The sequence below is a fragment of the Nocardia nepalensis genome (assembly GCF_048910785.1).
Taxonomy (GTDB): domain Bacteria; phylum Actinomycetota; class Actinomycetes; order Mycobacteriales; family Mycobacteriaceae; genus Nocardia; species Nocardia nepalensis.
This window is the reverse complement of sequence record NZ_JBKBET010000022.1, coordinates 314,113-337,551: the sequence shown is the minus strand read 5'-3', so window position 1 is coordinate 337,551 and position 23,439 is coordinate 314,113. Positions and strand designations below refer to the sequence as shown.

At 65.5% G+C, this 23,439-nt stretch carries 24 protein-coding genes; 17 read left to right on the top strand and 7 right to left on the bottom strand.

Translation table 11 applies throughout. From position 1 onward, the window contains the following. Nucleotides 1-71: 71 nt before the first annotated feature. The 3 genes from istA to ACHQ4I_RS20330 all read left to right on the top strand — a co-directional run bounded on the left by istA (nt 72) and on the right by ACHQ4I_RS20330 (nt 2,600). Nucleotides 72-1,313, top strand: coding sequence for an IS21 family transposase (gene istA / locus ACHQ4I_RS20340; RefSeq protein ID WP_420771243.1), 1,242 nt, complete (start codon nt 72-74; stop codon nt 1,311-1,313). Beyond that, nucleotides 1,313-2,107 carry an IS21-like element helper ATPase IstB gene (gene istB, locus ACHQ4I_RS20335; protein WP_420771240.1) on the top strand — a complete coding sequence of 265 codons (795 nt, stop codon included), beginning with the start codon at nt 1,313-1,315 and terminating at the stop codon, nt 2,105-2,107. Before istA ends, istB begins: the two co-directional genes overlap by 1 nt. 70 nt (nt 2,108-2,177) lie before the next feature. After that, nucleotides 2,178-2,600, top strand: coding sequence for a hypothetical protein (locus ACHQ4I_RS20330; RefSeq protein ID WP_420773357.1), 423 nt, complete (start codon nt 2,178-2,180; stop codon nt 2,598-2,600). A 209-nt stretch (nt 2,601-2,809) separates the two neighbouring features. On the opposite strand, the gene ACHQ4I_RS20325 is transcribed toward ACHQ4I_RS20330, so the two are convergent. The 3 genes from ACHQ4I_RS20325 to ACHQ4I_RS20315 form a co-directional block, all read right to left on the bottom strand. Next, nucleotides 2,810-3,100: a hypothetical protein gene (locus tag ACHQ4I_RS20325; RefSeq protein ID WP_420773356.1), complete on the bottom strand. Its 291-nt coding sequence runs from the start codon at nt 3,098-3,100 to the stop codon at nt 2,810-2,812. A 216-nt stretch (nt 3,101-3,316) separates the two neighbouring features. After that, nucleotides 3,317-4,336 (bottom strand): Gfo/Idh/MocA family protein, encoded by a 1,020-nt coding sequence (locus ACHQ4I_RS20320; RefSeq protein WP_420773355.1) that lies wholly within the window; start codon nt 4,334-4,336, stop codon nt 3,317-3,319. A 44-nt stretch (nt 4,337-4,380) separates the two neighbouring features. Further along, nucleotides 4,381-5,385: a LacI family DNA-binding transcriptional regulator gene (locus ACHQ4I_RS20315; protein WP_420773354.1), complete on the bottom strand. Its 1,005-nt coding sequence runs from the start codon at nt 5,383-5,385 to the stop codon at nt 4,381-4,383. A 261-nt stretch (nt 5,386-5,646) separates the two neighbouring features. Here ACHQ4I_RS20315 and ACHQ4I_RS20310 point away from each other — a divergent pair, with 261 nt between their 5' ends. From ACHQ4I_RS20310 to ACHQ4I_RS20270, 9 genes are all read left to right on the top strand, one after another. Continuing rightward, nucleotides 5,647-6,549: a TIM barrel protein gene (locus ACHQ4I_RS20310; protein ID WP_420773353.1), complete on the top strand. Its 903-nt coding sequence runs from the start codon at nt 5,647-5,649 to the stop codon at nt 6,547-6,549. A gap of 19 nt (nt 6,550-6,568) precedes the next feature. Further along, nucleotides 6,569-7,567, top strand: coding sequence for a substrate-binding domain-containing protein (locus ACHQ4I_RS20305; RefSeq protein ID WP_420773352.1), 999 nt, complete (start codon nt 6,569-6,571; stop codon nt 7,565-7,567). Between the two features lie 14 nt (nt 7,568-7,581). Next, nucleotides 7,582-8,634, top strand: a complete 1,053-nt coding sequence (locus ACHQ4I_RS20300) for an ABC transporter permease (protein WP_420773351.1) — start codon at nt 7,582-7,584, stop codon at nt 8,632-8,634. Further along, on the top strand, nt 8,631-9,416 hold the full coding sequence (locus ACHQ4I_RS20295) for an ATP-binding cassette domain-containing protein (protein WP_420773350.1): 786 nt from the start codon (nt 8,631-8,633) through the stop codon (nt 9,414-9,416). The genes ACHQ4I_RS20300 and ACHQ4I_RS20295 overlap by 4 nt, the downstream gene beginning before the upstream one ends. A 94-nt stretch (nt 9,417-9,510) precedes the next feature. Next, nucleotides 9,511-11,373 carry a 3D-(3,5/4)-trihydroxycyclohexane-1,2-dione acylhydrolase (decyclizing) gene (gene iolD / locus ACHQ4I_RS20290; protein WP_420773349.1) on the top strand — a complete coding sequence of 621 codons (1,863 nt, stop codon included), beginning with the start codon at nt 9,511-9,513 and terminating at the stop codon, nt 11,371-11,373. Nucleotides 11,374-11,382: 9 nt separating this feature from the next. Beyond that, nucleotides 11,383-11,769, top strand: a complete 387-nt coding sequence (locus ACHQ4I_RS20285) for a VOC family protein (RefSeq protein WP_420773348.1) — start codon at nt 11,383-11,385, stop codon at nt 11,767-11,769. Between the two features lie 192 nt (nt 11,770-11,961). Beyond that, nucleotides 11,962-12,198, top strand: a complete 237-nt coding sequence (locus ACHQ4I_RS20280; protein ID WP_420773347.1) for a hypothetical protein — start codon at nt 11,962-11,964, stop codon at nt 12,196-12,198. A gap of 360 nt (nt 12,199-12,558) precedes the next feature. After that, entirely contained in the window at nt 12,559-12,762 is a 204-nt protein-coding gene (locus ACHQ4I_RS20275) for a cold-shock protein (RefSeq protein ID WP_040693519.1), read from the top strand. A 188-nt stretch (nt 12,763-12,950) separates the two neighbouring features. Further along, the gene (locus ACHQ4I_RS20270; RefSeq protein WP_420773346.1) at nt 12,951-13,445 is read left to right on the top strand and encodes a winged helix-turn-helix transcriptional regulator; all 495 of its coding nucleotides are present in this window, start codon (nt 12,951-12,953) and stop codon (nt 13,443-13,445) included. A gap of 66 nt (nt 13,446-13,511) precedes the next feature. Here ACHQ4I_RS20270 and ACHQ4I_RS20265 read toward each other — a convergent pair whose 3' ends face one another. After that, nucleotides 13,512-14,711 carry a nucleotidyltransferase domain-containing protein gene (locus ACHQ4I_RS20265; protein WP_420773345.1) on the bottom strand — a complete coding sequence of 400 codons (1,200 nt, stop codon included), beginning with the start codon at nt 14,709-14,711 and terminating at the stop codon, nt 13,512-13,514. A 788-nt stretch (nt 14,712-15,499) separates the two neighbouring features. On the opposite strand from ACHQ4I_RS20265, the gene serA reads away from it, so the two are divergent. The 3 genes from serA to ACHQ4I_RS20250 all read left to right on the top strand — a co-directional run bounded on the left by serA (nt 15,500) and on the right by ACHQ4I_RS20250 (nt 18,518). After that, entirely contained in the window at nt 15,500-17,098 is a 1,599-nt protein-coding gene (serA, locus tag ACHQ4I_RS20260) for a phosphoglycerate dehydrogenase (protein WP_420773344.1), read from the top strand. 196 nt (nt 17,099-17,294) lie between these two features. Next, nucleotides 17,295-18,302: a 3-isopropylmalate dehydrogenase gene (locus ACHQ4I_RS20255; RefSeq protein WP_420773343.1), complete on the top strand. Its 1,008-nt coding sequence runs from the start codon at nt 17,295-17,297 to the stop codon at nt 18,300-18,302. A 90-nt stretch (nt 18,303-18,392) separates the two neighbouring features. After that, entirely contained in the window at nt 18,393-18,518 is a 126-nt protein-coding gene (locus tag ACHQ4I_RS20250) for a hypothetical protein (protein ID WP_420773342.1), read from the top strand. 79 nt (nt 18,519-18,597) lie between these two features. Here ACHQ4I_RS20250 and ACHQ4I_RS20245 read toward each other — a convergent pair whose 3' ends face one another. The 3 genes from ACHQ4I_RS20245 to ACHQ4I_RS20235 all read right to left on the bottom strand — a co-directional run bounded on the left by ACHQ4I_RS20245 (nt 18,598) and on the right by ACHQ4I_RS20235 (nt 20,814). Beyond that, nucleotides 18,598-18,852 (bottom strand): hypothetical protein, encoded by a 255-nt coding sequence (locus tag ACHQ4I_RS20245; RefSeq protein WP_420773341.1) that lies wholly within the window; start codon nt 18,850-18,852, stop codon nt 18,598-18,600. Beyond that, nucleotides 18,852-19,430: a hypothetical protein gene (locus ACHQ4I_RS20240; RefSeq protein WP_420773340.1), complete on the bottom strand. Its 579-nt coding sequence runs from the start codon at nt 19,428-19,430 to the stop codon at nt 18,852-18,854. Before ACHQ4I_RS20240 ends, ACHQ4I_RS20245 begins: the two co-directional genes overlap by 1 nt. Nucleotides 19,431-19,632: 202 nt before the next feature. Next, nucleotides 19,633-20,814 carry an MFS transporter gene (locus ACHQ4I_RS20235; protein ID WP_420773339.1) on the bottom strand — a complete coding sequence of 394 codons (1,182 nt, stop codon included), beginning with the start codon at nt 20,812-20,814 and terminating at the stop codon, nt 19,633-19,635. Nucleotides 20,815-21,045: 231 nt separating this feature from the next. Between ACHQ4I_RS20235 and ACHQ4I_RS20230 the strand changes: the two genes are divergently transcribed. Both ACHQ4I_RS20230 and gltX read left to right on the top strand, forming a co-directional pair. Further along, a complete protein-coding gene (locus ACHQ4I_RS20230) occupies nt 21,046-21,819 on the top strand; it encodes a fumarylacetoacetate hydrolase family protein (RefSeq protein ID WP_420773338.1) in 774 nt (257 codons plus the stop codon). 13 nt (nt 21,820-21,832) lie between these two features. Beyond that, nucleotides 21,833-23,305 carry a glutamate--tRNA ligase gene (gene gltX / locus ACHQ4I_RS20225; RefSeq protein WP_420773337.1) on the top strand — a complete coding sequence of 491 codons (1,473 nt, stop codon included), beginning with the start codon at nt 21,833-21,835 and terminating at the stop codon, nt 23,303-23,305. Nucleotides 23,306-23,439: the final 134 nt, after the last annotated feature.

Below are 23,439 nucleotides of genomic sequence, written 5' to 3'. Positions count from 1 at the left end.
TGTCGCTTCCGCCTGAAGACTGACCCTCTGATTCCGGGTGAATGCTGACCCACCCTGTGAACGATCATGAGGTGCTGAACGTGGAGGACTGGGCGGAGATCCGACGGTTGCATCGCGCTGAGGGGATGGCGATTCGCGCGATCGCTCGTCGGATGAAGGTTTCGAAGAACACGGTGAAGAAGGCGCTCGGTTCCCATGAGCCGCCGCGGTATCAGCGCAAGCCGAAGGGGTCGGCGGTCGATGAGTTCGAGCCGCAGATTCGGGCGGTGCTCGCCGAGTTCCCGGATATGCCGACGACGGTGATCATGGAACGTGTTGGCTGGCAACGCGGCAAGACGGTGTTCTTCGAGCGAGTGCAGCAGCTGCGGCCGTTGTTCAAGCCGGTGGACCCGGCCTCGCGCACTGAGTATCAGCCCGGCGAGCTTGCTCAGTGCGATTTGTGGTTTCCGCCGGTCGATGTTCCGTTGGGGTTCGGCCATGTCGGTCGTCCGCCGGTGTTGGTGATGGTCAGCGGCTATTCGCGGGTCATGGCGGCGACGATGATCCCGACCCGGCAAAGCCCTGATCTGCTGGCCGGGCATTGGGCGTTGATCTCGGATTGGGGGCGTGTTCCGCGAGCTCTGGTCTGGGACAACGAGTCCGCGGTCGGGCAATGGCGCGGCGGCAAACCGCAGCTGACCGAGACGATGAACGCGTTCCGGGGAACGTTGGGCATCAAGGTGATTCAGTGCCGGCCAGGCGATCCGGAGGCCAAGGGGCTGGTCGAGCGAGCGAACGGATATCTGGAGACCTCGTTCCTGCCCGGCCGTGTGTTCACCAGCCCGGCTGATTTCAACACCCAGCTGGGTGAATGGTTGGTCAAGGCCAACCACCGTCACCATCGGCGGTTGGAGTGTCGCCCGGTTGATCGCTGGGATGCCGACCGGCGCTCGATGCTCGAGCTGCCGCCGGTGGATCCGGTGGTCGGATGGAGGCTCACGACCAGGCTGCCTCGCGATCATTACGTCCGGTTGGACTCCAACGACTACTCCGTTCATCCGGTCGCGATCGGCCGGCGAGTGGAAGTCCGCGCCGACCTGACCGAGGTGGTGATCACCCTGGCCGGCGCCGAACTTGCTCGCCATCAACGGTGTTGGGCCGATCACCAATCCATCACCGATCCCGATCATGCGGCCGCAGCCGCAGATCTGCGCCGATCCCGGCGCCTGGTCGCGGTTCCCGCGATCGACACCGATGTCGAGCATCGAAACCTGTCCGACTATGACCGCATGTTCGACCTCGACGAGGCGAGCAGCAGCGAGGAAATCGCCTGATGGCCACCAAGACCGCCAATGGTTCACGCAACGTAACCTCCGAAATCGCTTATCTCGCAAGAGCACTCAAGGCACCGACACTCGGCAGCGCGGTTGAGCGACTGGCCGAACGCGCCCGCTCGGAAAACTGGAGCCACGAAGAGTTCCTGGCCGCCTGCCTGCAACGAGAAGTTTCCGCCCGCGAATCCCACGGCGGTGAAGGACGCATCCGCAGTGCTCGATTTCCGTCGCGAAAATCGTTGGAGGAGTTCGATTTCGACCATCAGCGTTCGCTCAAACGCGACACCATCACCCACCTCGGGACCTTGGATTTCATTACCGCCAAGGAGAATGTCGTCTTCCTCGGTCCACCTGGCACCGGCAAAACGCATCTGTCGATCGGGCTCGGGATCCGCGCCTGCCAAGCAGGTCACCGCGTCGCGTTCGCCACCGCTGCCGAGTGGGTCTCCCGGCTGGCCGAGTCTCATCACGCCGGAAAACTGCAGGCAGAGCTGATCAAGCTCGGCCGGATTCCGCTGATCATCGTTGACGAAGTGGGCTATATCCCGTTCGAATCCGAGGCCGCGAACCTGTTCTTCCAGCTCGTCTCGTCCCGTTACGAACGAGCTTCGCTGATCGTCACCAGCAACAAACCCTTCGGCCGCTGGGGCGAGGTCTTCGGCGACGACGTCGTCGCCGCCGCAATGATCGACCGCCTCGTCCACCACGCCGAAGTCATCTCAATGAAGGGAGACAGCTACCGACTCAAAGACCGAGACCTCGGCCGCGTCCCAGCGGCCAAGACCAACGACTAACCAAACCAGCAGGGGTGGGTCCGGATTCAACCGGAACGACCGGGTCACGATTCAACCGGAGTTGACAGCGGTGAAGAGATATTCGAATTTGGTGTCCCGGGTCGCGGCTTCCCATGGCTACCCCACGATCATCCATCCGATCGATGTCGAAGCGGGACTTCGTGAGATGGCGGAGGCTGAGGCCGATCGAACCGTCAAATGGGAGGCGGTGTTGCTACTCGGCTCTCCGCAGGCTGTCGAGGCGGGGCGGCGGTGGCACAAGGCGGTGGTAGAGATGAGTTGGGTCGCGAGGGGGCAGGAAGTCGATCATGTCGAGTACATCAGACGTCTGGAGGAGACAGGGCGTCGGCGCAATGAGTTCTATGACTGCGCGCGTGCGGATTTGGGGGTGCGCAGTGGGGCCTTGCCGCCGGGCGATCAGGCTTGGCTGCCGCCGACCGCCGCCCCGATCGCACCAGGGGTGTCGCAATCGGGTCCGACGGGGACCGGGTGATTCAATCGGGGACTTCGGCATACGCCCGACGAGGCGTTCCATGAAAGAGGATTACGTCGTTCTTCCGAGATGAGGCGCAGGCGAGTTCTACGAGTGCGCGTGATCGGATCTCGGGGGCAGAAGTGGCACTGTGCCGCCCGGTGATCGGCCATGGGTGTCACCGACGAACTCGATCGAAACCTGGCCTACTACTGCATGACTGGGAGGGCTCAGTGGCCGGTGTGTTTGTGCTGCCAGGCGGCCAGGGTAAGGGTGGCTACTGCTAGCAGTAGGAGGAGGATGGCGGAAGTCATCAGGCGGGTGGAGATTTGGGAGAGGCGGGTGGAGCGGGAGCGGGTGGTGAAGTAGGCGTCGGTGGGGAGGTTGTCGCCGATGAAGCAGGATTTGGCGGCTCGGGTGGCTTTGGTGGCGAGGGAGTCGGTGGCAACGGATCCGGTCAGGGCGGTGACTGCAGCCGTGACGCAGAGGATCGAGATGGTGATGAGTGCGGCGAATGGCATGAGATCCCCCGAGGATGTCGGCTTCTAGACGTCAGTGAGTGAGTGGTCGCGCTGACTACAAGAAGTGTTGCAGCAGGGTCCGACATCTTTTGCGGTACAACAAGCTGACGGCCGGATCAAGTCCACCGGGAACTGGTGGCGGTCCTGCTCGGGCGATGCCGCCAGGGATTCCCGGTGATCGTTGGTCCAGTTGGGGGCGAGTGCGACGCGGATTTGTCAGCGGCGGACTTCGGCCACGCCGACCGGTCGATTTTCGGATCGCGAAAGTTCGCATGCCTCAGCGATATAGAACGCTTCGAGTGCGTCGGCGGGTGTGCAGGGGTTGGCGAGTTCACCGGATACCACGGAGAGGAACGCCGCGAGTTCCTCGGTATATGCGCGCCGGAAGCGTTCCATGAATCCGGGGTAGGCGGGGAAAGCGGAAGGGGCATAGTCGGGTTCGACCGAAGTCAACGGTGACCGGTCGTCTAGGCCGACGATGGCGTTGCCGCGGGAGCCGAGGGCCTCTAGACGGACGTCGTAGCCTGCGCCGTTGTAGCGGCCGAGGGACACGGTTGCGAGGGTGTCGTCGTCTAGGCGCAACAACACGGACGCGGTATCGACATCGCCCGCGTCGGCGAAGAAACTCTCGCCTCGGTTGGCGCCGGTGGCGTAGACCTCGACTACCTCGCGGCCGGTCACCCAGCGGATGATGTCGAAATCGTGGACGCCGCAGTCGCGGAACAAACCTCCGGAGCGGGGGATGTATTCGGCGGGCGGGGGAGCGGGGTCGAGAGTGGTGGCGCGCACGGTATGTAGCCAGCCGAGTGAACCGGAGGCGATAGCGGCGCGGGCGGCGCGGTAGCCCGCGTCGAAGCGGCGTTGGAAGCCGATTTGGACCGGGATGGTGGAGTTTTCGATGTGGCGGATGACGTCGAGGGTGCCTTGGATGTCGGCGGCGACCGGCTTTTCGCAGAAGACGGGGATGCCCGCGTCGACGGCTCGGGTGATGAGTTCGGGGTGGGAGTCGGTGGCGGTGGCGATGACCAGGCCGTCCAGGGGCGCGGCGAGTAGTGCGGCAATGTCGGGGACGGCTTCCACGCCCAGCTTTCCCGCGGCGGCGCGGGCGCGCTCGGTGTCGGCGTCGGCCACGATGACGGTGTCGACACCGGGCAGGTGTTTCAGCGTCTCGGCGTGGGAGGTGCCGATTCTTCCGGTGCCTGCCAGGCCCACGGTGACGGTGCGTGCGGATGTCATCGGCTCTCCTCCTGGTGAAATTTGGCGATAAGGGATGACTGTGATCAGTCACGGGGTGCGGCAGTCGTGGCGCGGACGACCAGCGACGGTTGCAGGCGGCGACGCACCGGTTCGGTGCGGCCGTCGCGGAGGCGTTCGATGAGCGCCTCGATTGCCAAGCGGCCCATCTGGATTCGGGGCTGGTCGATGGTGGTCAGGGAGACGTGGCGCAATGCGGCGAGCGAGGTGTTGTCGTACCCGACGACGGAAACATCGTGCGGCACTGAGAGTCCGGCCTCTTCCAGCGCCGACATCGCACCGACGGCATTGAAGTCGTTGCCGCACACCAGCGCGGTGGGAAAGTTGTCGCGGGAGAACAGGTTCAGCAACTTCTGGACAGCGGTGATGCCCGCGGAGTCGGTGTGCTCGCTCCCGATGATCATGGGCTCCAATCCATTTCGCTCCATCGCATCGCGATACCCGCGACGGCGCGCGGCCGAGGTGAACGCACCGCCGCCGTCGAGGTGCACGATGCGGCGGTGGCCGAGCGAGACCAGATGATCGACCGCCAGTGCCGCGCCGATCTCACCGTCGTCGTTGACGGTGTCGATATCCGCGATCGTGGAACTGCGGGAGACGAGCACGACCGGGCATTTGTCAGAGGCATCACGGATGGCCGCCACGGGCAGCACGGGGCTGAGCAGGATGATGCCGCCGGGACGGAAGGACAGCAGGCTTTCCAATGCGGTGCGCTCGCGGGCGGCGCTGCGGCGACCGGTATTCAGGATCAACTCGAGCCCCGCGTCCTGCGCGGCCGTGTCCATACCCTCCACCACATCGGCGAAGAACGCATTACGCAGGTCGGAGACCATGACGCCGACAATGTTGGAGGTCCGGCTGGCCAGCGACCGCGCCATGATGTGCGGCTGGTAGCCGAGGTCTTTCGCGGCCTGGAGCACCGCGCGGCGGCGGTGTTCGCTGACCTTGGGGGAATTGCGCATGACCAGGGAGACCAGCGCGCGCGAGACACCGGCGCGGGCGGCGACGTCTTCCATGGTTGGTCGTGCCATCTCGCCTCCGTTCTCCGTTCGCCGTGCTCGTGCCGTGTCGGACGTTACAAGGTTGGCGCACGGTAGGCAATAGAGCGCTCTAATCCGACATTTATCCCATCGCCAACTCACCTCATTTGCCCTGGAAGACAATGTTTTAGCAGGCAGGAGGCGATAATAAAGCCGACGATGCAGTACTTGACACACTATGACCCACGTTACATAGTTGGAGCGCTCCAATAGCCGGAGCGCTACATGTCGATCGAAGGCCGGAGAGTCCCGATGACCGAACCTCTCTACCCGCTGCGCATCGCGGCCGCGCCGATCTCCTGGGGAGTCTGTGAAGTCCCCGGTTGGGGTCACGTGCTCGACGCGCGGACCGTCCTGGCCGAGATGGCCGCGCTCGGCATCACCGCGATGGAATTGGGCCCACCCGGCTACCTACCCCGGGATCCCGTCGAACTACGCACGCTGCTGGACGGTTTCGGCGTCAGCTCGGTCGGCGGATTCCTCGCGCTCGCGCTGCACCGCGACCCGCAGCAGGCGATCGAGGCCGCCAGGGAGAACGCCGCGCTGTTCGCCGCGACCGGCGCCGAGGTGATCGTCCTCGCGGCCGCGACCGGACTCGACGGATACGACACGCGCCCAGCACTTTCCGACTCCGAGTGGCGGATTCTCGTCGAAACAGCCGCCGCGATAAGGGATATCGCCGCCGAATACGGACTGCGCACCACCCTGCATCCACACGTCGGCACCTATGTCGAGAGCGAGGCCGAAGTAGAACGCTTCCTGGCCGATTCCGATCTCGACCTGTGCCTGGATACGGGACATCTGCTCATCGGCGGCACCGATCCGGTACGCCTCGCCGAGCGCTTCCCGCACCGGATCGGACACATCCACCTCAAGGATGTGCGCAACGCGATCGCCGACCGAGTACGAAGCGGCGCAATGGAATACAGCGACGCGGTCCGCCAGGGCATCTACGTCCCGCTCGGCGAGGGCGATGTCGACATCGAGACCCTGGTGCGCAGCGTGCACACCGCCGGATACCGCGGCTGGTATGTCATCGAACAGGACACGGCATTGCGCCCGAACGATTCGGCGGAGCTGCCGAGCCGGGATGCCGCCCGCAGTCTGAGCCACCTCGCGGGCATCGCTTCCGCTCTCGCCTCCGCCCGAATCTAGATGGGAAGTGATGACAACGATGTCTCTCGAAACACACACGGCATGGTGGCGGCGATCGCGTCGTCTGGTGCCGTGGCTGGCCGCGGCGACCATCCTCGCCGCTTGTAGCGGACCCGGCGCGGAAGCACCGGCGCCGACCCAATCCCCGGTCGCCCAGGGCAAATTGGGCTCGGTCGCGGTGGTGACCCACGGCAGCCCCGGTGACGCCTTCTGGAATGTCGTCAAGAACGGCGCGGAGGCGGCGGGCAAGGATCTCGGTGTCCGCGTCGAGTACAACTCCTCCGGCGATCCAGGGCAACAGGCCAAACTCATCGATAACGCGGTCGCGCAGGGCGTGGACGGTCTGGTCGTGTCGATGGCGAATCCGGAGGCGCTGCGGCCTTCGATCGAAAAGGCCGTCGCCGCGGGCATTCCGGTGGTGACCATCAACTCGGGCGAGAGCGACAGCGCCAAATTCGGCGCCATCGGCCATGTGGGACAAAGCGAGACGCTGGCCGGGCAGGCCGCGGGTAAGCGCCTCGCCGACGCGGGCCGCAAGAAGCTGCTCTGCGTAATCCACGAGGCGGGCAATATCGGCGCCAATCAGCGCTGCGACGGCGCGACCAAGGCCTTCGGCAATGGCACCACTCTGCAGGTCGATATCAACAACCCCACCGACGCGCAGTCCCGCATCAAGGGCGCACTGGAGGCGGATAGGTCCATCGACGCGGTGCTGACGCTGAATTCACAGGTCGCGGCCCGGGCAGTGGACGGGGTGAAGGAATCGCAGTCGGCCGCGACGGTGGCGACCTTCGACCTGAATACCGATGTGGTCGAGGCGATTCGGGCGGGCAAGCTGCTGTTCGCGGTGGATCAGCAGCAATACGAGCAGGGCTATCTGCCGGTGGTGCTGCTGCAGCTGTATCGGACGAATCTGAACTCGGTCGGTGGTGGCGCGCCGGTGCAGACGGGTCCTGCCTTCGTCGACAAGAACAATGTCGAAGCCGTCGCCGCCCGCGTGGCACTGGGCATGCGCTGAGGGAAGTGGATGAAATGACTATTGCCACAAAGGCTTCCGAGGTCACACCGAGCAGTCCGCCGGAGGGTCCTTCGCTGTTCCAGCGGTTGGTCGTGCGCCCCGAGATCGGGGCATTGCTCGGCGCCGCACTGGTTTTCGTATTCTTCTCGATCATTACCGACCGGTTCCTCAGCCCGCTCGGCGTCGCGACCTGGCTGGACGACTCGTCCACGCTCGGCATCATGGCGGTCGCGGTCGCGCTGTTGATGATCGGCGGTGAATTCGACCTCTCGGCCGGTGTCATGACCGCCTCCACCGCGCTGGTGACCGCATTGCTCGCAGTGCACGCGGGCTGGAATGTCTGGCTGGCGCTGCTGGTTTCGCTGCTGTTCGCGCTGACGGTCGGTGCGTTCAACGGGTGGCTCGTAATGCGCACGGGCTTGCCGAGTTTCATCGTCACCCTCGGCACTTTCCTGGCGCTGCAGGGCCTCAATCTCGGCGTGACGCGTCTGGTCACCGGAACCGTTCAGGTCTCGGGCATTCGCGGCGCCGACGGATACAACTCGGCCGGATGGGTCTTCGCATCGACACTGGATATCGGCGACACCCACCTGCAGGCATCGGTCGTGTGGTGGGTCGTGCTGACCGCGGTCGCCGCACTTGTGCTGGTACGCACCAAATTCGGCAACTGGATCTTCGCGGTGGGCGGTGCACTGCCCAGCGCGCGGGCCGTCGGCGTCCCGGCCGACCGGACCAAGATCCTGCTGTTCATGACCACGGCCTTCGCGGGGTGGGTCGTCGGCTCGTGCAGCATCCTGCGGTTCTCCAGCGTGCAGGCGAATCAGGGCGTCGGGCTGGAACTGCATTACATCATCGCGGCTGTGGTCGGCGGCTGCCTGCTGACCGGCGGGTTCGGCTCGGCGATCGGCGCCGCGATCGGTGCGCTGATCTTCGGCATGGCGCGTCAGGGCATAGTCTTCGCCGGTTGGGACAGCGACTGGTTCATGCTGTTCCTCGGTGTGCTGCTGCTGGCGGCGGTGTTGGTCAACAACATTTTCAAGAAGCGAGCCGAAAGGGTACGCCGATGACAACACCACTGATCGAAGCGACCGATATAGGCAAGAGCTACGGCGGTGTCGTCGCGCTGCGTGACGTCTCCACTGTGGTGAACGCGGGACAGGTCACCTGCATCCTCGGTGACAACGGCGCGGGCAAGTCGACGCTGATCAAGATCCTCGCCGGTGTGCACCAGCACGACCGCGGTGAGCTGAAGATCGACGGGCAGACGATCCGATTGTCCTCGCCCCGAGCGGCTTTGGACCATGGCATCGCAACGGTGTACCAGGACCTCGCGGTGGTGCCGTTGATGAGCGTGTGGCGCAACTTCGTGCTCGGCTCCGAGCCGACGGTCGGATTCGGTGCGCTGCGACTGCTCGACCGTCGCAAGGGCCGCGATATCGCGCGAGAAGCGTTGGCGGATATGGGTATCGAGATCCGGGATATGGAGCAGCCGGTCGGCACACTCTCCGGCGGTCAACGCCAGTGCATCGCGATCGCCAGGGCGGTGCACTACGGAGCCAAGGTGCTCATCCTGGATGAGCCCACCGCCGCACTCGGCGTAAAGCAGGCCGGTGTCGTGCTGAAATACGTTGTACAGGCACGGGATCGAGGCCTCGGAGTCATCCTGATCACCCATAACCCGCACCACGCCTTTCCGGTCGGCGATCGCTTCCTGTTGCTCAAACGCGGTGCGATGCTCGGCTCCTACGAGAAATCGGAGATCGACTTGCCGGAGCTGACGAGGCAAATGGCCGGTGGCGCCGAATTGGACGCACTACAGCACGAATTGCAGCGAGTGGTCACCCCGTGATCGGACTCGAGGTCGCGACGATCGGACAGGTCGGCGTCGCTCTGCATCCACAGCAGAGCGGCGTCGGCGCCGCCGGACTCCAAGGACGGTTCGAATGGAATTGACAATGGCGCAGGCACTGGTCGGCTGGTTGGTCGCCCAGCATTCGGAGACCCTCGACGGTCGTGAAGTCCCCCTGTTCCCCGCCGTTTTCGCGATCTTCGGACACGGCAATGTGCTCGGCCTCGGCACCGCATTGCAGGAGCGGCGCGACGAGATTCCGGTCTGGCGTGGACATACCGAACAGGGGATGGCGCTGGCGGCGATCGGGCTGGCCAAAGCCACCCACCGCCGTCAGGTCGGCATCGCGACCTCCTCGATCGGCCCCGGCGCTCTCAATATGGTGACGGCGGCGGGCGTCGCCCACGCGAATCGCCTGCCACTGCTACTACTTCCGGGCGACACGTTCACCAGTCGAGCACCGGATCCGGTTCTGCAACAGGTGGAGCACTTCGGCGACCCCACCCTCACCGTCAACGACGCGTTCCGTGCGGTGAGCCGATACTTCGACCGCATCACGCGCCCCGAGCAGTTGATGGCCACCCTGCCCCAGGTGGCCCGCGTGTTGACCGACGCTGCCGATGCGGGCCCGGTCACCCTCGCACTGCCGCAGGACGTTCAAGCCGAGATCTACGACTTCCCCGAGGCCCTGTTCGAGCCGGTCGTACATCGAATAACGCGTTCTCGCCCCGACCTTCGCGCAGTGACCGAAGCCGCCGACGCGCTGCGATCGGCGCGACGTCCGCTGCTGATCCTCGGCGGCGGCGTGCGCTACTCGGGTGCGGGCCGACTCATACTCGAATTCGCCGAGCGCCACGGTATTCCGATGACGGAGACGACGGCGGGCCGGACCCTCGTACCGCATGACCACCCCTTGTTCACCGGACCACTCGGCGTGACCGGCTCGACATCGGCCAATACCGCTGCCGCACAGGCGGATCTGGTGCTGGCCATCGGCACTCGACTACAGGACTTCACCACGGCGTCCTGGACCGTCTTCGCCCCCGACGTCCGACTGGTCACCATCAACGCGGCCCGATTCGACGCGGTGAAGCACGGCGCACTCGCGCTCGTCGGCGACGCCGACGCCACGGTGCGGGAACTGGCGGTGCGCCTGGGGAATTGGCGAGTGGACGCCGAGTGGTCGGCCCGCGCCGAAGGTCTGCGCACCACCTGGGACGCCCATATCGACAAGTTGCGCGCCCCGGCGCCGGGCACCCCGAGCTACGCCCAAATCGTCGGCGTCGTCAACGAATTGAGCGCGCCCGACGACTACGTCATGACCGCCTCGGGCGGCATGCCCGGCGAACTGATCGGCGGTTGGCGCGCCACCGGCACCGTCCCGACGATGGATGTCGAGTACGGATTCTCCTGCATGGGTTACGAACTCGCGGGTGCGTGGGGCGCGGCCATGGCGCACGTCCACGGCCTGGTCACCACCATGCTCGGCGACGGCTCCTATCTGATGCTGAACTCCGAACTGTTCTCGGCGGCCTTCGCGGGTCACCGGTTCGTCGCGGTCGTATGCGATAACGACGGGTACGCGGTGATCGCGCGGCTCCAGGAGGGACAGGGCGGCGACCCGTTCAACAACTTCTACGCCGACTGCCGCACCAATCACGCCCAGCCACCCCGGGTCGACTTCGCGAGCCACGCCCGAGCGCTGGGCTGCGCGGTCTACACCGCCGCCGACCTGACCGAATTCCGCGGTGCATACGCCCGCGCCAGAGCCGCGGCCCTCAGCGAGTCCCGCCCGGCCGTCGTGGTCGTGCGCACCCAGCCGTCCGCGTGGACCGAGGCGGGCGCCTGGTGGGAGGTCGGCGTGCCTGAGCATCTATCCGGCCGCGCGGCCTACGACGAGTCGAAGGCGCGGCAGGTGCGCTACATACAGGGGGTGGAGCGGGGTCTTCCGGAGTAGCCTGCCGGCATGGCTGCTCTCGCCGATGCCGAGGTCGTCGCCTTCGCGCCGTCATTGGATCTGGACCGATCGCGTCGGTTCTACGCCGACGTGCTCGAACTCGAGATCGTCGAGGTGACGCCCTTCGCGTGCGTCGCGCGCGGTGGCGGCACCACCATTCGCATAACGCACGTGAACGACCTTGTCCCGCAGCCGTTCACGATCCTGGGCTGGGTCGTGTCCGATATCGCTGGAACCATCGCCGATCTGACCGCGCGCGGCGTGAAATTCCACCGCTATGACGGTATGGACCAGGACGACCACGGTGTATGGACCACACCGGGCGGCGACAAGATCGCCTGGTTTCCCGACCCCGACGGCAATGTCCTCTCGCTCACGGAATTCACGGATACCTAGGACACCCGCCCTGGCGTACCGAGCGATCTTCCAGCGACGCCCCTGGCTGGCCCGGCTGCCCCTCGCCGGTCCGAACGCCATCGATTGGATGGACGCCGGGCCTGCGCTGCCGACGTACTGCCGATCTGGATTGGGCCGCCGAGGTCGGCGTCATCACGGTGGTCAGCGGCCACCGTCCGGCAAGCATTCATATTGGCCGGTCAACTCGAAGCGGGCACCCGCGCAGCCGCTCTCGAACAAACGCAGGTCGGGCAGAACTACGGCCGCGACCGCGTCGATCCGACACGATTTCCGGATGCCGCAAGGCTATTCGCCGCCGATATCCGGGAGCCGCCGCCCGAGGATCCGGACGCCAATTTCGCCTTCGGCCTCGAACTCGTCCTCGACGGCGTCGCCGCCGCGGTCGGCCGGGCACACCAGCAAAACTGAAAACCAACCAGTTAGTGCACATGAATGCGCGGCATCGCGTATTTTCTTTACAACTTCTTAGGGTTGGTCCGAAGTGTGTGCCGCGGATGGTTGCTGACATCGCGCACGCGGCCGTTTCGATAGCTCGAAGTGTGCGCTGACCGGCCGATCTATGCTCCGGGGCGGCATGGGGGCAGGGTAGCCAGCGCTTCGTAACCGGCTTTGCGACCGCGGCCACGACCCTGCGCCAACGTCGGCTTGCTCACAGTCACCACTGTTGGATGTGGCCGAATTCGTCGGATGATGGCATTGTTGATCGCGAGACCGGGCTCATCGAAGTGATCTGCTCGGCTCGTCAACAGGAAGTAAGAAGTAAAGAACATGGCTCAAGGCAGTGTGAAGTGGTTCAACAGCGAGAAGGGCTTCGGCTTTATCGCTCAAGACGGAGGCGGCCCTGACGTCTTCGTGCATTACTCGGCCGTTTCCGGCTCGGGTTTCCGGTCCCTCGAAGAGGGCCAGCGCGTGGAGTTCGAGATCGGCCAGGGCCAGAAGGGTCCGCAGGCCCAGGACGTCCGCGCTATCTGATTCAAGCGTGACTTAGGAGGCTCGCACCCGGCAGGGGGTGCGGGCCTCTCTCGTGTTTCGGGGGGATTATTCACTAGCCCGGCCGTTCTCCTTTTCGGATCTGATTGCAATTTGCAATCGGTTGCGGATGGCGCAAGGGGCAACTGGTTGTAGAGTGCAAGCAGTAGTCTCGGCAGAGGGAGCATCGGATGCGCGACGAGGGACGTTCGGGCTGCCCGATCAACGCGACCATCGAGGTCATCGGCGATCGGTGGACGCTGCTGGTACTGCGCGACGTGATGTTCGGCAACCGCCGTCATTTCCGCGAGCTACTGGCCCGCTCCGAGGAGGGCATCGCCTCCAACATCCTGTCCGACCGGCTCAAGCGCCTGGTCGCGGCCGGACTGCTCAGCCGCGAGGACACCCGACCCGGGCAGAAGGCCGAATACCGACTGACCGAGCCCGCGATCCAGTTGGTGCCGATCATGGCGCAGCTCGGCGCATGGGGGTTGCGGCATCGGCCGACGACCAAACACCTGCGCGTGCGAGCGGAACTGCTGGAGGAGGGTGGGCCGCAGCTGTGGGCCGAGTTCATGGACGAGTTGCGCGAGTCGCACCTCGGGATCCCCCGCCCCGATCCGGACGGTCCGACCGCCACTGAACGGCTGGCGCAGGCCTACGCCGCCGCGGTCGCAGAGACGTAATACGGACCTTTCGCGCACCGGATCCGGCCGCACCGCCAGCCGACGGCGCGGCCGAGTCCCGATGCGCTACAGCTCATCTCCGATGGCCAGGACTTCCTTGCGGAAGAAGGCGGCGGTGATCTCGCGAGCCCGATCGAGATCCCGATCCGCGGTCTTCGGGAAAGCATCTGTCGCGCGGTCGAATTCGTCCGCGATGAACTCGGCGATCGGCACAGGCACTGTGCCGCTGCCCATTTCGCGGGTGCGCGACTTGCGCTCGGTCAGCTCCGCGATCGCGGTCACCAGATCGGCGGGCAGCTCGCATTGCTCCAGCAGCGTCGGCAGATGCATCGGCGCCACCGCCGCGTCGGGATGTTCGCGCAGCCAGCGCAATGCCATGGCCGGTCGCAGCGAGTAGAACACCTTCTTCAGTGACCGGTGATGGTCGAACAGTGCCCACTGTCTGCTGCCCAGATGTAGGTAATGCCGGGCCACCTGATTTCGGTCGGCGACTTCTTCGGCCACCGTGCGCAATTCGGCGCGGAACCGGTCGTCGCCCCGGTACACGATCGGCGACATCAGCCACTCGATCAGCACGGCATTGCCCTTCACCAGCAGCTGAAGGGCCTTGGCCAAGTCCCAGCCGTTCACATCGAGCAGGCCGATCAGCGGGGTTTCGATGACATCCCTTGTCCGCCAAGGTGACACGTAGGTATGCAGACCTGCGACGTAGACGAACCGGCAGTCGTAATCGGAGTCGGGCGAGGGGAATCCCCAAGCTCGGCTGCCACTTTCGATGGCGAGCCGCACCGACACCCGATGCGCGCGCTCGACCCGATCGAGCTCGGCATCGATGGACCCGACCACCGTCGGGTCCATCGATGCCGGAATCGCGCGCAGGGACATGGTCGGTGATGGTAGTTCGGCCCGGAGACCGCGGACCACTCGTTTTCGCCGCGATAACCGCGCGCGGTCGGCGAATGCGTGCCGGACCTGAGCGTCGCGCGCGGCGAGGGGCGTTGCGGTTTCTGGCGGGTCTGATCGGGCTGCCCGTGATGGGTGGGAGTTGGCGGCCTTCGGTGTGGCGGTGTGCATGAACAGCCCTACGTCGACGACTCCGGTGCCCGACACCGGCCGCATCCGAATGGCGTTCAACGTGACCTCGACCGGAACCGTCGCGCAGACCGGCTCGGCAGGCAGCGCCGGATGGTCGAACACCCGCGAAATCACGTCGCCGGGTCGGCCAGCGCGCCGGTGATCCACTTCTTCATCAACGACAACGCGCACATCCGTCTGCTTCCGGTCCAATTTCAGTAGCGCCGCGCTTGCTGTCGCGCTAATTCTGGGGACCGTATCCGGTATATCGCGCCGACTAATCCTATTGCGATGCAACTCGGCGGCGGAACCGTCGGATATGTCCGAAGATTGCCCGGGTTGCGCCAGGTTGTCGGTCCTATATCGGATCGGTCTCGGACAGTTTCAAACCATTCTCTCAGAGATCTCTTAGAGAACATCTTTTGCGGAGCTAATTACGACTCGAAAAAGTATGCCTGACCTGCAAATGCGCGGGTCAGTGCTGATCAGGCGCATGCTGGACGGTTGTCCAGATCACATTGGAACGGCAAATGTAGTCTGCGTCACTATCCAGCGAAAATCCGTAACCGGATTTGTTCGAGCCCCGATGTGCCATGTGTCAGCCAGTTCGACTGGATTTGTTTTCGACGAAGAGGAATTTCATGATCCCCGTTATCATCGACACCGGTTCCGCTGCCCTGAACGGCCTGCTTTCCACCGGTAGCGCTGCTCTGCACGGTATTCTCAACACCCTGTGGACGGGTTCGTTCGGCGGCTGATAGCGCTGTACCGGTCGACTGAATTCGACCTTATCCGCGCCACTCGATTCGAGGCGCGATGAGGGAAGGCCCCGCACCCGACGGTGCGGGGCCTTCCCCCTTGCCGGACCCCGCGACGGCACTGACGGCGGCTGCCTGCCAGGGGGTCGGGCGCTGCGATTTCACGCCCACTAAGCTGGTCGGCGGTAAATGCCGACCCCTTCCTCCCAGGAGTAACCCACAGTGAGCCAAGCAGGCCGTCCTGTTGTTCTGATCGCCGACAAGCTCGCCCAGTCGACCGTCGACGCGCTTGGTGACGGTGTCGAGGTTCGCTGGGTCGACGGACCCGACCGCCCGGCGCTGCTCGCCGCGGTGCCCGAGGCGGATGCGCTACTCGTCCGCTCGGCCACCACCGTCGACGCCGAGGTGCTCGAGGCCGGAAAGAACCTGAAGATCGTCGCCCGCGCCGGCGTCGGCCTCGACAATGTCGATGTGCCCGCGGCCACCGAGCGCGGTGTCATGGTCGTCAACGCGCCCACCTCGAATATCCACACCGCCGCCGAGCACGCGGTCACGCTGCTGCTGGCCGCCGCCCGCCAGATCCCGGCCGCCGACGCCACCCTGCGCGAGCGCACTTGGGCGCGCAGCAAGTTCAACGGTGTCGAGATCTTCGACAAGACCGTCGGCGTTGTCGGCCTCGGCCGCATCGGCCAGCTGTTCGCCGCGCGCCTGGCCGCCTTCGAGACCAAGGTGATCGCGTACGACCCCTACGTCTCCCCGGCTCGCGCCGCCCAGCTCGGCATCGAACTGCTGAGCCTGGACGAACTGCTCGAGCGCGCCGACCTGATCTCGGTGCACCTGCCGAAGACCCCGGAGACCAAGGGCATCATCGGCAAGGAAGCCATCGCCAAGACCAAGCCGGGCGTCATCATCGTCAACGCCGCACGCGGTGGGCTGGTCGACGAGCAGGCGCTCGCCGACGCCATCAAGTCGGGTCACGTGCGCGCCGCCGGTCTGGACGTATTCGATACCGAGCCGTGCACCGACAGCCCGCTGTTCGACCTGCCGCAGGTCGTGGTGACCCCGCACCTGGGTGCGTCCACCGCCGAGGCGCAGGACCGCGCGGGCACCGATGTCGCCAAGTCCGTATTGCTGGCCCTGGCCGGTGAATTCGTGCCGGGCGCGGTGAATGTCACCGGAGGCACCGTCAGCGACGAGGTCGCGCCGTGGCTGGAGATCGTGCGCAAGCAGGGGCACCTGCTCGGTGCGGTGTCCAACGAGCTGCCGGTCAGTGTCGAGGTGCAGGTGCGCGGCGAGCTGGCCGCGCAAGATGTTGCGGTGCTGGAGCTTTCGGCGCTGCGCGGCATCTTCTCCGCGCTGGTCGAGGATCAGGTCACCTTCGTCAACGCCCCCGCGCTGGCCAAGGACCGCGGCATCGCCGCCGAGGTCACCAAGGTTTCGGAGAGCCCGAGCCACCGCAGCGTCGTCGACCTGCGCGCGGTCTTCGGCGACGGCAGCACCCTGAATGTGGCCGGCACGCTCACCGAACCGCAGCAGGTGCAGAAGATCGTCAACATCAACGGCCGCAACTACGACATGCGCGCCGAGGGCCTGAACCTGGCCGTGCTGAACTACGAGGACAAGCCGGGCGCGCTGGGCAAGATCGGCACCAAGCTCGGTGAGGCCGAGATCGACATCCTCGCCGCACAGCTGAGCCAGGATGTCGACAAGGAGGGCGCGACCGTGGTTCTGCGGGTGGCCCGCGAAGTCCCCGCCGACGTCCAGGCCGCGATCGCCGAATCCGTCGGCGCCTCCAAGATCGTCCTGGTCGACCTCTTCTGACCACCCCGGCGCCGCGCACATCGACCCGTGCGCGGCGCCGTCACATGTGCCGCGCACGACCTGTCACGCCGCACACGTGGTTGCCGGGCAAACAGTGCGTGGCATGGGAAGACGTGCGCCGCGATGCCCGGCAGCGGTGGGCTGTGCGGGACGAAGTACGGTGGCCCTCGGCAATACTGAACGGAGCATTGTTGTTATGAAGCTTGCTGTTATCGCTGGTGATGGGATCGGGCCCGAGGTCATCGCGGAGGCGCTCAAGGTGCTCGACGTGGTGCAGCCGGGGGTCGAGAAGACCGAATACGACCTGGGCGCGCGGCGCTACCACGCGACCGGGGAGATCCTGCCGGATTCGGTGCTGCCCGAGCTGAAGCAGCACGATGCGATCCTGCTCGGCGCGATCGGCGATCCGTCGGTGCCGAGCGGTGTGCTCGAGCGTGGACTGCTGCTGCGCACCCGCTTCGCGCTGGATCACCACGTGAACCTGCGCCCGTCGAAGCTGTATCCGGGCGTGACGAGTCCGCTGGTCGGCAATCCGGATATCGACTTCGTGGTCGTGCGCGAGGGCACCGAGGGGCCCTACACCGGCACCGGCGGCGCCATCCGAGTGGAGACCCCGCATGAGGTCGCCACCGAGGTCAGCACCAACACCCGCTTCGGCATCGAGCGCGTGGTGCGCTACGCCTTCGCCAAGGCGCAGGCTCGCCGCAAACACCTGACCCTGGTGCACAAGAACAACGTGCTGACCTTCGCCGGATCGCTGTGGCAGCGCACGGTGAACGAGGTCGCGGCCGAATTCCCGCAGGTGCAGACCGCCTACCAGCACATCGACGCCGCCACCATCCACATGGTCACCGATCCGGGCCGCTTCGACGTGATCGTCACCGACAACCTCTTCGGCGACATCATCACCGACCTCGCGGCGGCGGTCAGCGGCGGTATCGGCCTGGCGGCCAGCGGCAATATCGATGCCTCCGGAACCAACCCGAGCATGTTCGAGCCGGTCCACGGCAGTGCGCCCGATATCGCGGGTCAGTCCAAGGCCGATCCGACCGCCGCGATTCTGTCGGTGTCATTGCTGCTCAACCACCTCGGCAACACCGAGGCGGCCGCTCGGATCGAAGCCGCGGTAGCCAAGGATCTCACCTCGCGCAGCGGCGCGGCCTCGACCGTCGAGGTCGGGGATCGGATCGCTGCGGCAGTCTGATTTGTACTCGGCCCCCGCGCTCGATTTCGAGCGCGGGGCCGCCGCAGTTGTCGAGGTAGCCATGCTGCCCAGATTCGTGTCCACCAACTGGTGCTCGATGGCTCGACCTACCGCGCGGCACCGGTAGTCGCCTCGGGTGCGGCATTTGTCGCCGACGTCGAAGCCGATAAGACCTTCCGGGTGATGTTCGACCCGGGTGATCTCCTCGAGATCTGATCTGTTCGAAAAAAGCGGATAACGCTGCGGCGCATTGCTTTCCGCACGCTGACCGTTGACGCCTCGGCGCAGATCCGAACTACTCGCGGCCCAATGCGTCGCCGACCGCCGCGGCCATGCCGCGTATCGACTCGTAGACGGCATCGGCGATGACATCGTGGACCCGCGCCGCAGGTTCGGCGATCGGTCCGATGGCATCGAACACCTCACCGGCGATGGCTCGATGCTGCCATTCGACGGCAGTGGCCGCCGCACTGACCGATTCGACGATTGCCGATCCGCGCCTGCGCAGTTCTTCGAGTTGTTCAACGGTGGGCGGGAATTGCTCGGTCATCACGGCCGCCCAATGGCGTCGTCGGGCGCACCGGGCGCCTCATCAGCCTGCGGAACACCCTGTGTACCAATTTGATTCGCCGAGCTGGGAGCCTGCCACTGCGATGGAGCCGGTTGTGTCATCGGCCAGCGGGGTCGCATTGGCGGGGTTGCGAATCCGGGTGGTGCCGGGGGACCGGGTGGGGTTGGGGGCATGGGAATGCCTGGCGGGGTTGGGAATCCGGGCAGTGTGGGCGGATTCGGTGGTGTGGGTGGGGTCGGGGGTTGGGGGAATGGGCCCATTGGGGGCATCGGGCCACTGAAGCGTTGGAATGCGGCTTGGCGTGAGGTGCCGAGGAGGTCGCCGATCTCGGCCCAGGTGTGGCCTTGTTCGCGGGCCTGCCGGGCCAGGGTGTGCAGGATGTCGTCGACTAGGCGGCTGAGGTTTCGGGTCGCGGTGAGCGCGGGCAATACCGGCGCGCTGGGCCGTCCCTCTTCCGGGCGCAGCGCACCCACGACCAGTTCCGCATTGGCGGACAACAACTTTCCGAGCATCGCCCGCTCGTCCTGCGGGCCTACGCCTTGCTGTTCATCGGACATATGTAAAGCCTGACTTGACGCCATTACCTTGTCAAGGTCGGATTTACATCGCCACCCGATCGGTTTGCCAACCTGGCCCGGCACGCCGGAAACAGCGAGGCTCATCTCGGCGGGATCTGCTCGGTCGACGGCCGTATGTGGTTGGCGCACATGCATCGCGCCGCCCGGCGAACCGGGACGGGCGCGAATTCGTAAGGGGCCGTTATTCAGATCGTCGGTCGGTGGGAACCAGCGGGACCGCGACCATGGCCAACACGGCGGCCAGCAGGTAGGCGGCGGGGAAGCCGCTGGCCGTGATCAGGGCGCCGAAAGCTGGTGGGATGGCGGCTATTGCGAGATTCTGGCCGGTGTTCTGGATGCCGAGTCCGCGTCCACTCCAGTAGGGTCCGGCGATTTCGGCGACCGCGGTGAAGGCCAAGCCGTTATCGGACACCGTGATGACCGATGCCGCGATCAACAGTGGGATCGCAGCCCACCAGGCATGGGTCCATGCGGCCAAAGCCAAGGCGGCCATGGTGATTACGGCGGCGATGGCGACGGTGCGCAGCGGTCGCAGTCGGCTGCCGACGCGATCCGACCACGCGCCCGCGCCGATTCGCCCTAGGGCGCCGAGGATTTGGGTGAAGGTAACCAGGGCGCCCGCGACGGGCAGCGACCAGCCGACGTCACGATGCATCCACAACAATGCGAAAGTCCATACGGTGCCTTGTGGAACGCACAGCAGCACCGACACCGCATGGATGCGCCACAGCGTGGAGTCGCCGCGATAGGGGTTGGCCCGGTCCGCCGCCGCACCCGCGGGGCGTGGCGGATCGACGATCCCGACCAGGCAGCCCAGCGCGGCCGCGCCCGCCATCACCGCGGGCACCAGGATGGCCGCCGAGACGCCGTGCGTGGCCGCCACCGCCGGAATGGCCAGCGCGCCCACGCCGACACCCAAAGGCTGTGCGGTCTGCCGGATTCCCATGGCCAGCCCGCGTCGATGCGGCGGGAACCAGCCGACGATCACTCGCCCGCTGGCGCCATTGGTGCTCGCCGCGCCGACGCCGCCGAAGAACAGCAGTGCGCCGAGCACGACGTAATTCGACGCGGTGGCCGCCGCCACACCCGCGGCGAACATCAGCAATGGCCCGCCGACCAGCACCTTGCGCTCACCGATCCGGTCGACGACGTAACCCCACGCGATGAGCGTGCACACCAACCCGACCGTTGGCATGGCCACCAGCAGTCCTGCGGTCGCCAGCGGCATGCCATCCGCGGTCAGCGCTGGCAGCAGAAATGGGACCCCGTGGATGAACACGGCACTGGCGGCCTGCGCGAAGACGCCGAGTCCGAGCATCGACCACCGTCGGACCTCGCGCAGCTGCGTCACGGGAGTAGCCATCGGCCTCACCTCGAAATCTCAAAATCTGGGAATGAGTTCTCATTCTATGAACATCGGCTCTTACCGTACACCCGGCGCGCAACCTGATTTCGCGACAGTTCTGTCGAACTGCTCACACCCCAGCGGTTTACGAGCACGCCGATCCGGCGGGCGCATGACGCGGTGCGCGGTATCGGACCGCTCGGTCGGGCGCGTTCGAGCAGGTCGAGGGCGGTCGATAGACTGCGGTGCATGCGTCTAGGTCGAATCGCAAGTCCCGATGGAGTCGCTTTCGTCAGCATCGAAGGGGAGGGGAGCGAGAGCGTCGCCAAAGAGATCGCGGAACATCCGTTCGGTACTCCGACATTCACCGGGCGGAGCTGGCCGGTGGCCGATGTGCGCCTGCTCGCGCCGATTCTGGCCAGCAAGGTGGTCTGTATCGGCAAGAACTACGCCGCACACGCGGCCGAAATGGGCGGCGAAGCACCCGCCGATCCGGTGATCTTCATGAAGCCGAGCACCTCGATCGTCGGCCCGAATGCGCCGATCATTTTGCCGCCCAGCTCTTCCCGGGTCGACCACGAGGGTGAGCTGGCGATCGTCATCGGCCGTCCGTGCAAGGACGTGCCCGCCGCCCGCGCGCTCGATGTGGTGCTCGGCTATACCGTCGCCAATGATGTGACCGCGCGCGATCAGCAGAAGCAAGACGGCCAGTGGACCCGGGCCAAGGGCTACGACACCTTCTGTCCGCTCGGCCCGTGGATCGAAACCTCGCTGGACCCTTCGGATCTGGAGATCGTCACCGAAGTCGACGGCGAAGTCCGCCAACGCAGCCGCACTTCGCTTCTGCTGCACGATATTCCGAAGCTCATCGAGTGGGTGACCACCGTGATGACGCTGCTGCCCGGTGATGTGATCCTCACCGGCACCCCCGAGGGCATCGGCCCGCTGCAGTCCGGACAGAACGTGTCCGTGACCGTCGAGGGCATCGGAACCCTCACCAATCCTGTTGCCGCCAAGCGCTAGTCGAAAGAGAGCCATGACTGAAGTACGGGTCCGCTTCTGCCCGTCACCGACCGGAACGCCGCACGTCGGCCTGATCCGGACGGCGCTGTTCAACTGGGCGTACGCCCGCCACACCGGCGGCAAGTTCGTCTTCCGCATCGAGGACACCGATGCCGCACGCGATTCCGAGGAGTCCTACCGCGCACTGCTCGACGCGCTGCGCTGGCTCGGCCTCACCTGGGACGAGGGCCCCGAGGTCGGCGGACCCTATGAGCCCTACCGGCAGTCACAGCGCCGCCCGCTGCACATGGAGGTCGTGCGGAAGTTGCTGGCGGCCGGTGAGGCGTACGAATCCTTCTCCACGCCAGACGAAGTCGAAGCGCGCCATCGCGCGGCGGGCCGCGATCCCAAACTCGGCTACGACAACTATGACCGGGATCTCACCCCCGAGGCGATCGAGGCCTACCGCGCCGAAGGACGCCCGGCGGTGATCCGGCTGCGCATGCCCGACGAGGACATCACCTGGCACGATCTGGTGCGCGGCGAAACCACCTTCAAAGCGGGTACAGTGCCCGACTTCGCGCTTACCCGCGGTAATGGCGATCCGCTCTATACGCTGGTAAACCCGGTCGACGACGCATTGATGAAGATCACCCATGTGTTGCGCGGCGAAGATCTGCTTTCATCCACTCCGCGCCAAATCGCGCTCTATGCGGCGATGCGCCGTATCGGTGTTGCGGAGTTCACTCCGGAGTTCGGTCATCTACCGTTCGTGATGGGTCAGGGCAACAAGAAGTTGTCCAAGCGCGATCCGGAGTCGAATCTGTTCGTCCATCGGGATCGGGGATTCATCCCGGAGGGTTTGCTGAATTACCTGGCGCTACTCGGCTGGAGCATCGCGGATGATCACGATGTTTTCTCGATGGCGGAGATGGTGGCGGCCTTCGATATCTCGAAAGTAAATTCGAATCCGGCACGTTTCGATCAGAAGAAGGCGGATGCGCTCAACGCCGAACAGATCCGATTGCTGGAGCCGGGTGATTTCGCGCACCGCTTGCGTGAGTTCCTGACCGAACACGGTCACATCGGCGCCGACATCGACGAAAAGATGTTCGCCGCGGCCGCCGAACTTGTGCAGACCCGGATCGTGGTGTTGTCCGACGCATGGGACCTGCTGCGTTTCTTGTTCGCGCCCGCGGAAGAGTTCGCGATTGATCCGGCGGCGGGGTCGAAGAATCTCGGCTCCGAAGCCACTCCGGTATTGGACGCCGCCATTGCCGCGCTGGAGCCGTTGACGGCCTGGACCACCTCGGCCATCGAGGACGCGCTCAAAACGGCGCTCATCGATGATCTGGGGCTCAAGCCGCGCAAGGCGTTCGCACCTGTGCGAGTGGCGGTGACGGGTTCGCACATCAGCCCGCCGCTGTACGAGTCGCTGGAGTTGCTCGGCCGCGAGACGAGCCTGGATCGGCTGCGGTCGGCGCTGGCGTGGCCCGGGTCCGCGTAGAAACCGGGCGGGCCCTTTCGAGCGACCGGTGCGCAGTCGCTCGCGAATAGACCGAAAAACAGGGCGTTGACCAGCCGATTTGTAGTTGACCGTATGCGGTTTGGTACTCTTCTTCTCGGCTCGGAACAGGGCCT

Excerpts from the sequence above, each read along its gene's own strand:
- ACHQ4I_RS20295 (WP_420773350.1), top strand. The coding sequence starts at position 8,631 with ATGACAACACCACTGATCGAAGCGACCGATATAGGCAAGAGCTACGGC.
- ACHQ4I_RS20315 (WP_420773354.1), bottom strand. The coding sequence starts at position 5,385 with ATGGCACGACCAACCATGGAAGACGTCGCCGCCCGCGCCGGTGTCTCG.
- istB (WP_420771240.1), top strand. The coding sequence starts at position 1,313 with ATGGCCACCAAGACCGCCAATGGTTCACGCAACGTAACCTCCGAAATC.
- ACHQ4I_RS20245 (WP_420773341.1), bottom strand. The coding sequence starts at position 18,852 with ATGACCGAGCAATTCCCGCCCACCGTTGAACAACTCGAAGAACTGCGC.
- ACHQ4I_RS20275 (WP_040693519.1), top strand. The coding sequence starts at position 12,559 with ATGGCTCAAGGCAGTGTGAAGTGGTTCAACAGCGAGAAGGGCTTCGGC.
- ACHQ4I_RS20320 (WP_420773355.1), bottom strand. The coding sequence starts at position 4,336 with ATGACATCCGCACGCACCGTCACCGTGGGCCTGGCAGGCACCGGAAGA.
- ACHQ4I_RS20305 (WP_420773352.1), top strand. The coding sequence starts at position 6,569 with ATGTCTCTCGAAACACACACGGCATGGTGGCGGCGATCGCGTCGTCTG.
- ACHQ4I_RS20310 (WP_420773353.1), top strand. The coding sequence starts at position 5,647 with ATGACCGAACCTCTCTACCCGCTGCGCATCGCGGCCGCGCCGATCTCC.
- ACHQ4I_RS20230 (WP_420773338.1), top strand. The coding sequence starts at position 21,046 with ATGCGTCTAGGTCGAATCGCAAGTCCCGATGGAGTCGCTTTCGTCAGC.
- ACHQ4I_RS20270 (WP_420773346.1), top strand. The coding sequence starts at position 12,951 with ATGCGCGACGAGGGACGTTCGGGCTGCCCGATCAACGCGACCATCGAG.
- ACHQ4I_RS20240 (WP_420773340.1), bottom strand. The coding sequence starts at position 19,430 with ATGTCCGATGAACAGCAAGGCGTAGGCCCGCAGGACGAGCGGGCGATG.
- ACHQ4I_RS20285 (WP_420773348.1), top strand. The coding sequence starts at position 11,383 with ATGGCTGCTCTCGCCGATGCCGAGGTCGTCGCCTTCGCGCCGTCATTG.
- ACHQ4I_RS20300 (WP_420773351.1), top strand. The coding sequence starts at position 7,582 with ATGACTATTGCCACAAAGGCTTCCGAGGTCACACCGAGCAGTCCGCCG.
- ACHQ4I_RS20235 (WP_420773339.1), bottom strand. The coding sequence starts at position 20,814 with ATGGCTACTCCCGTGACGCAGCTGCGCGAGGTCCGACGGTGGTCGATG.
- gltX (WP_420773337.1), top strand. The coding sequence starts at position 21,833 with ATGACTGAAGTACGGGTCCGCTTCTGCCCGTCACCGACCGGAACGCCG.
- ACHQ4I_RS20255 (WP_420773343.1), top strand. The coding sequence starts at position 17,295 with ATGAAGCTTGCTGTTATCGCTGGTGATGGGATCGGGCCCGAGGTCATC.
- ACHQ4I_RS20325 (WP_420773356.1), bottom strand. The coding sequence starts at position 3,100 with ATGCCATTCGCCGCACTCATCACCATCTCGATCCTCTGCGTCACGGCT.
- iolD (WP_420773349.1), top strand. The coding sequence starts at position 9,511 with ATGGAATTGACAATGGCGCAGGCACTGGTCGGCTGGTTGGTCGCCCAG.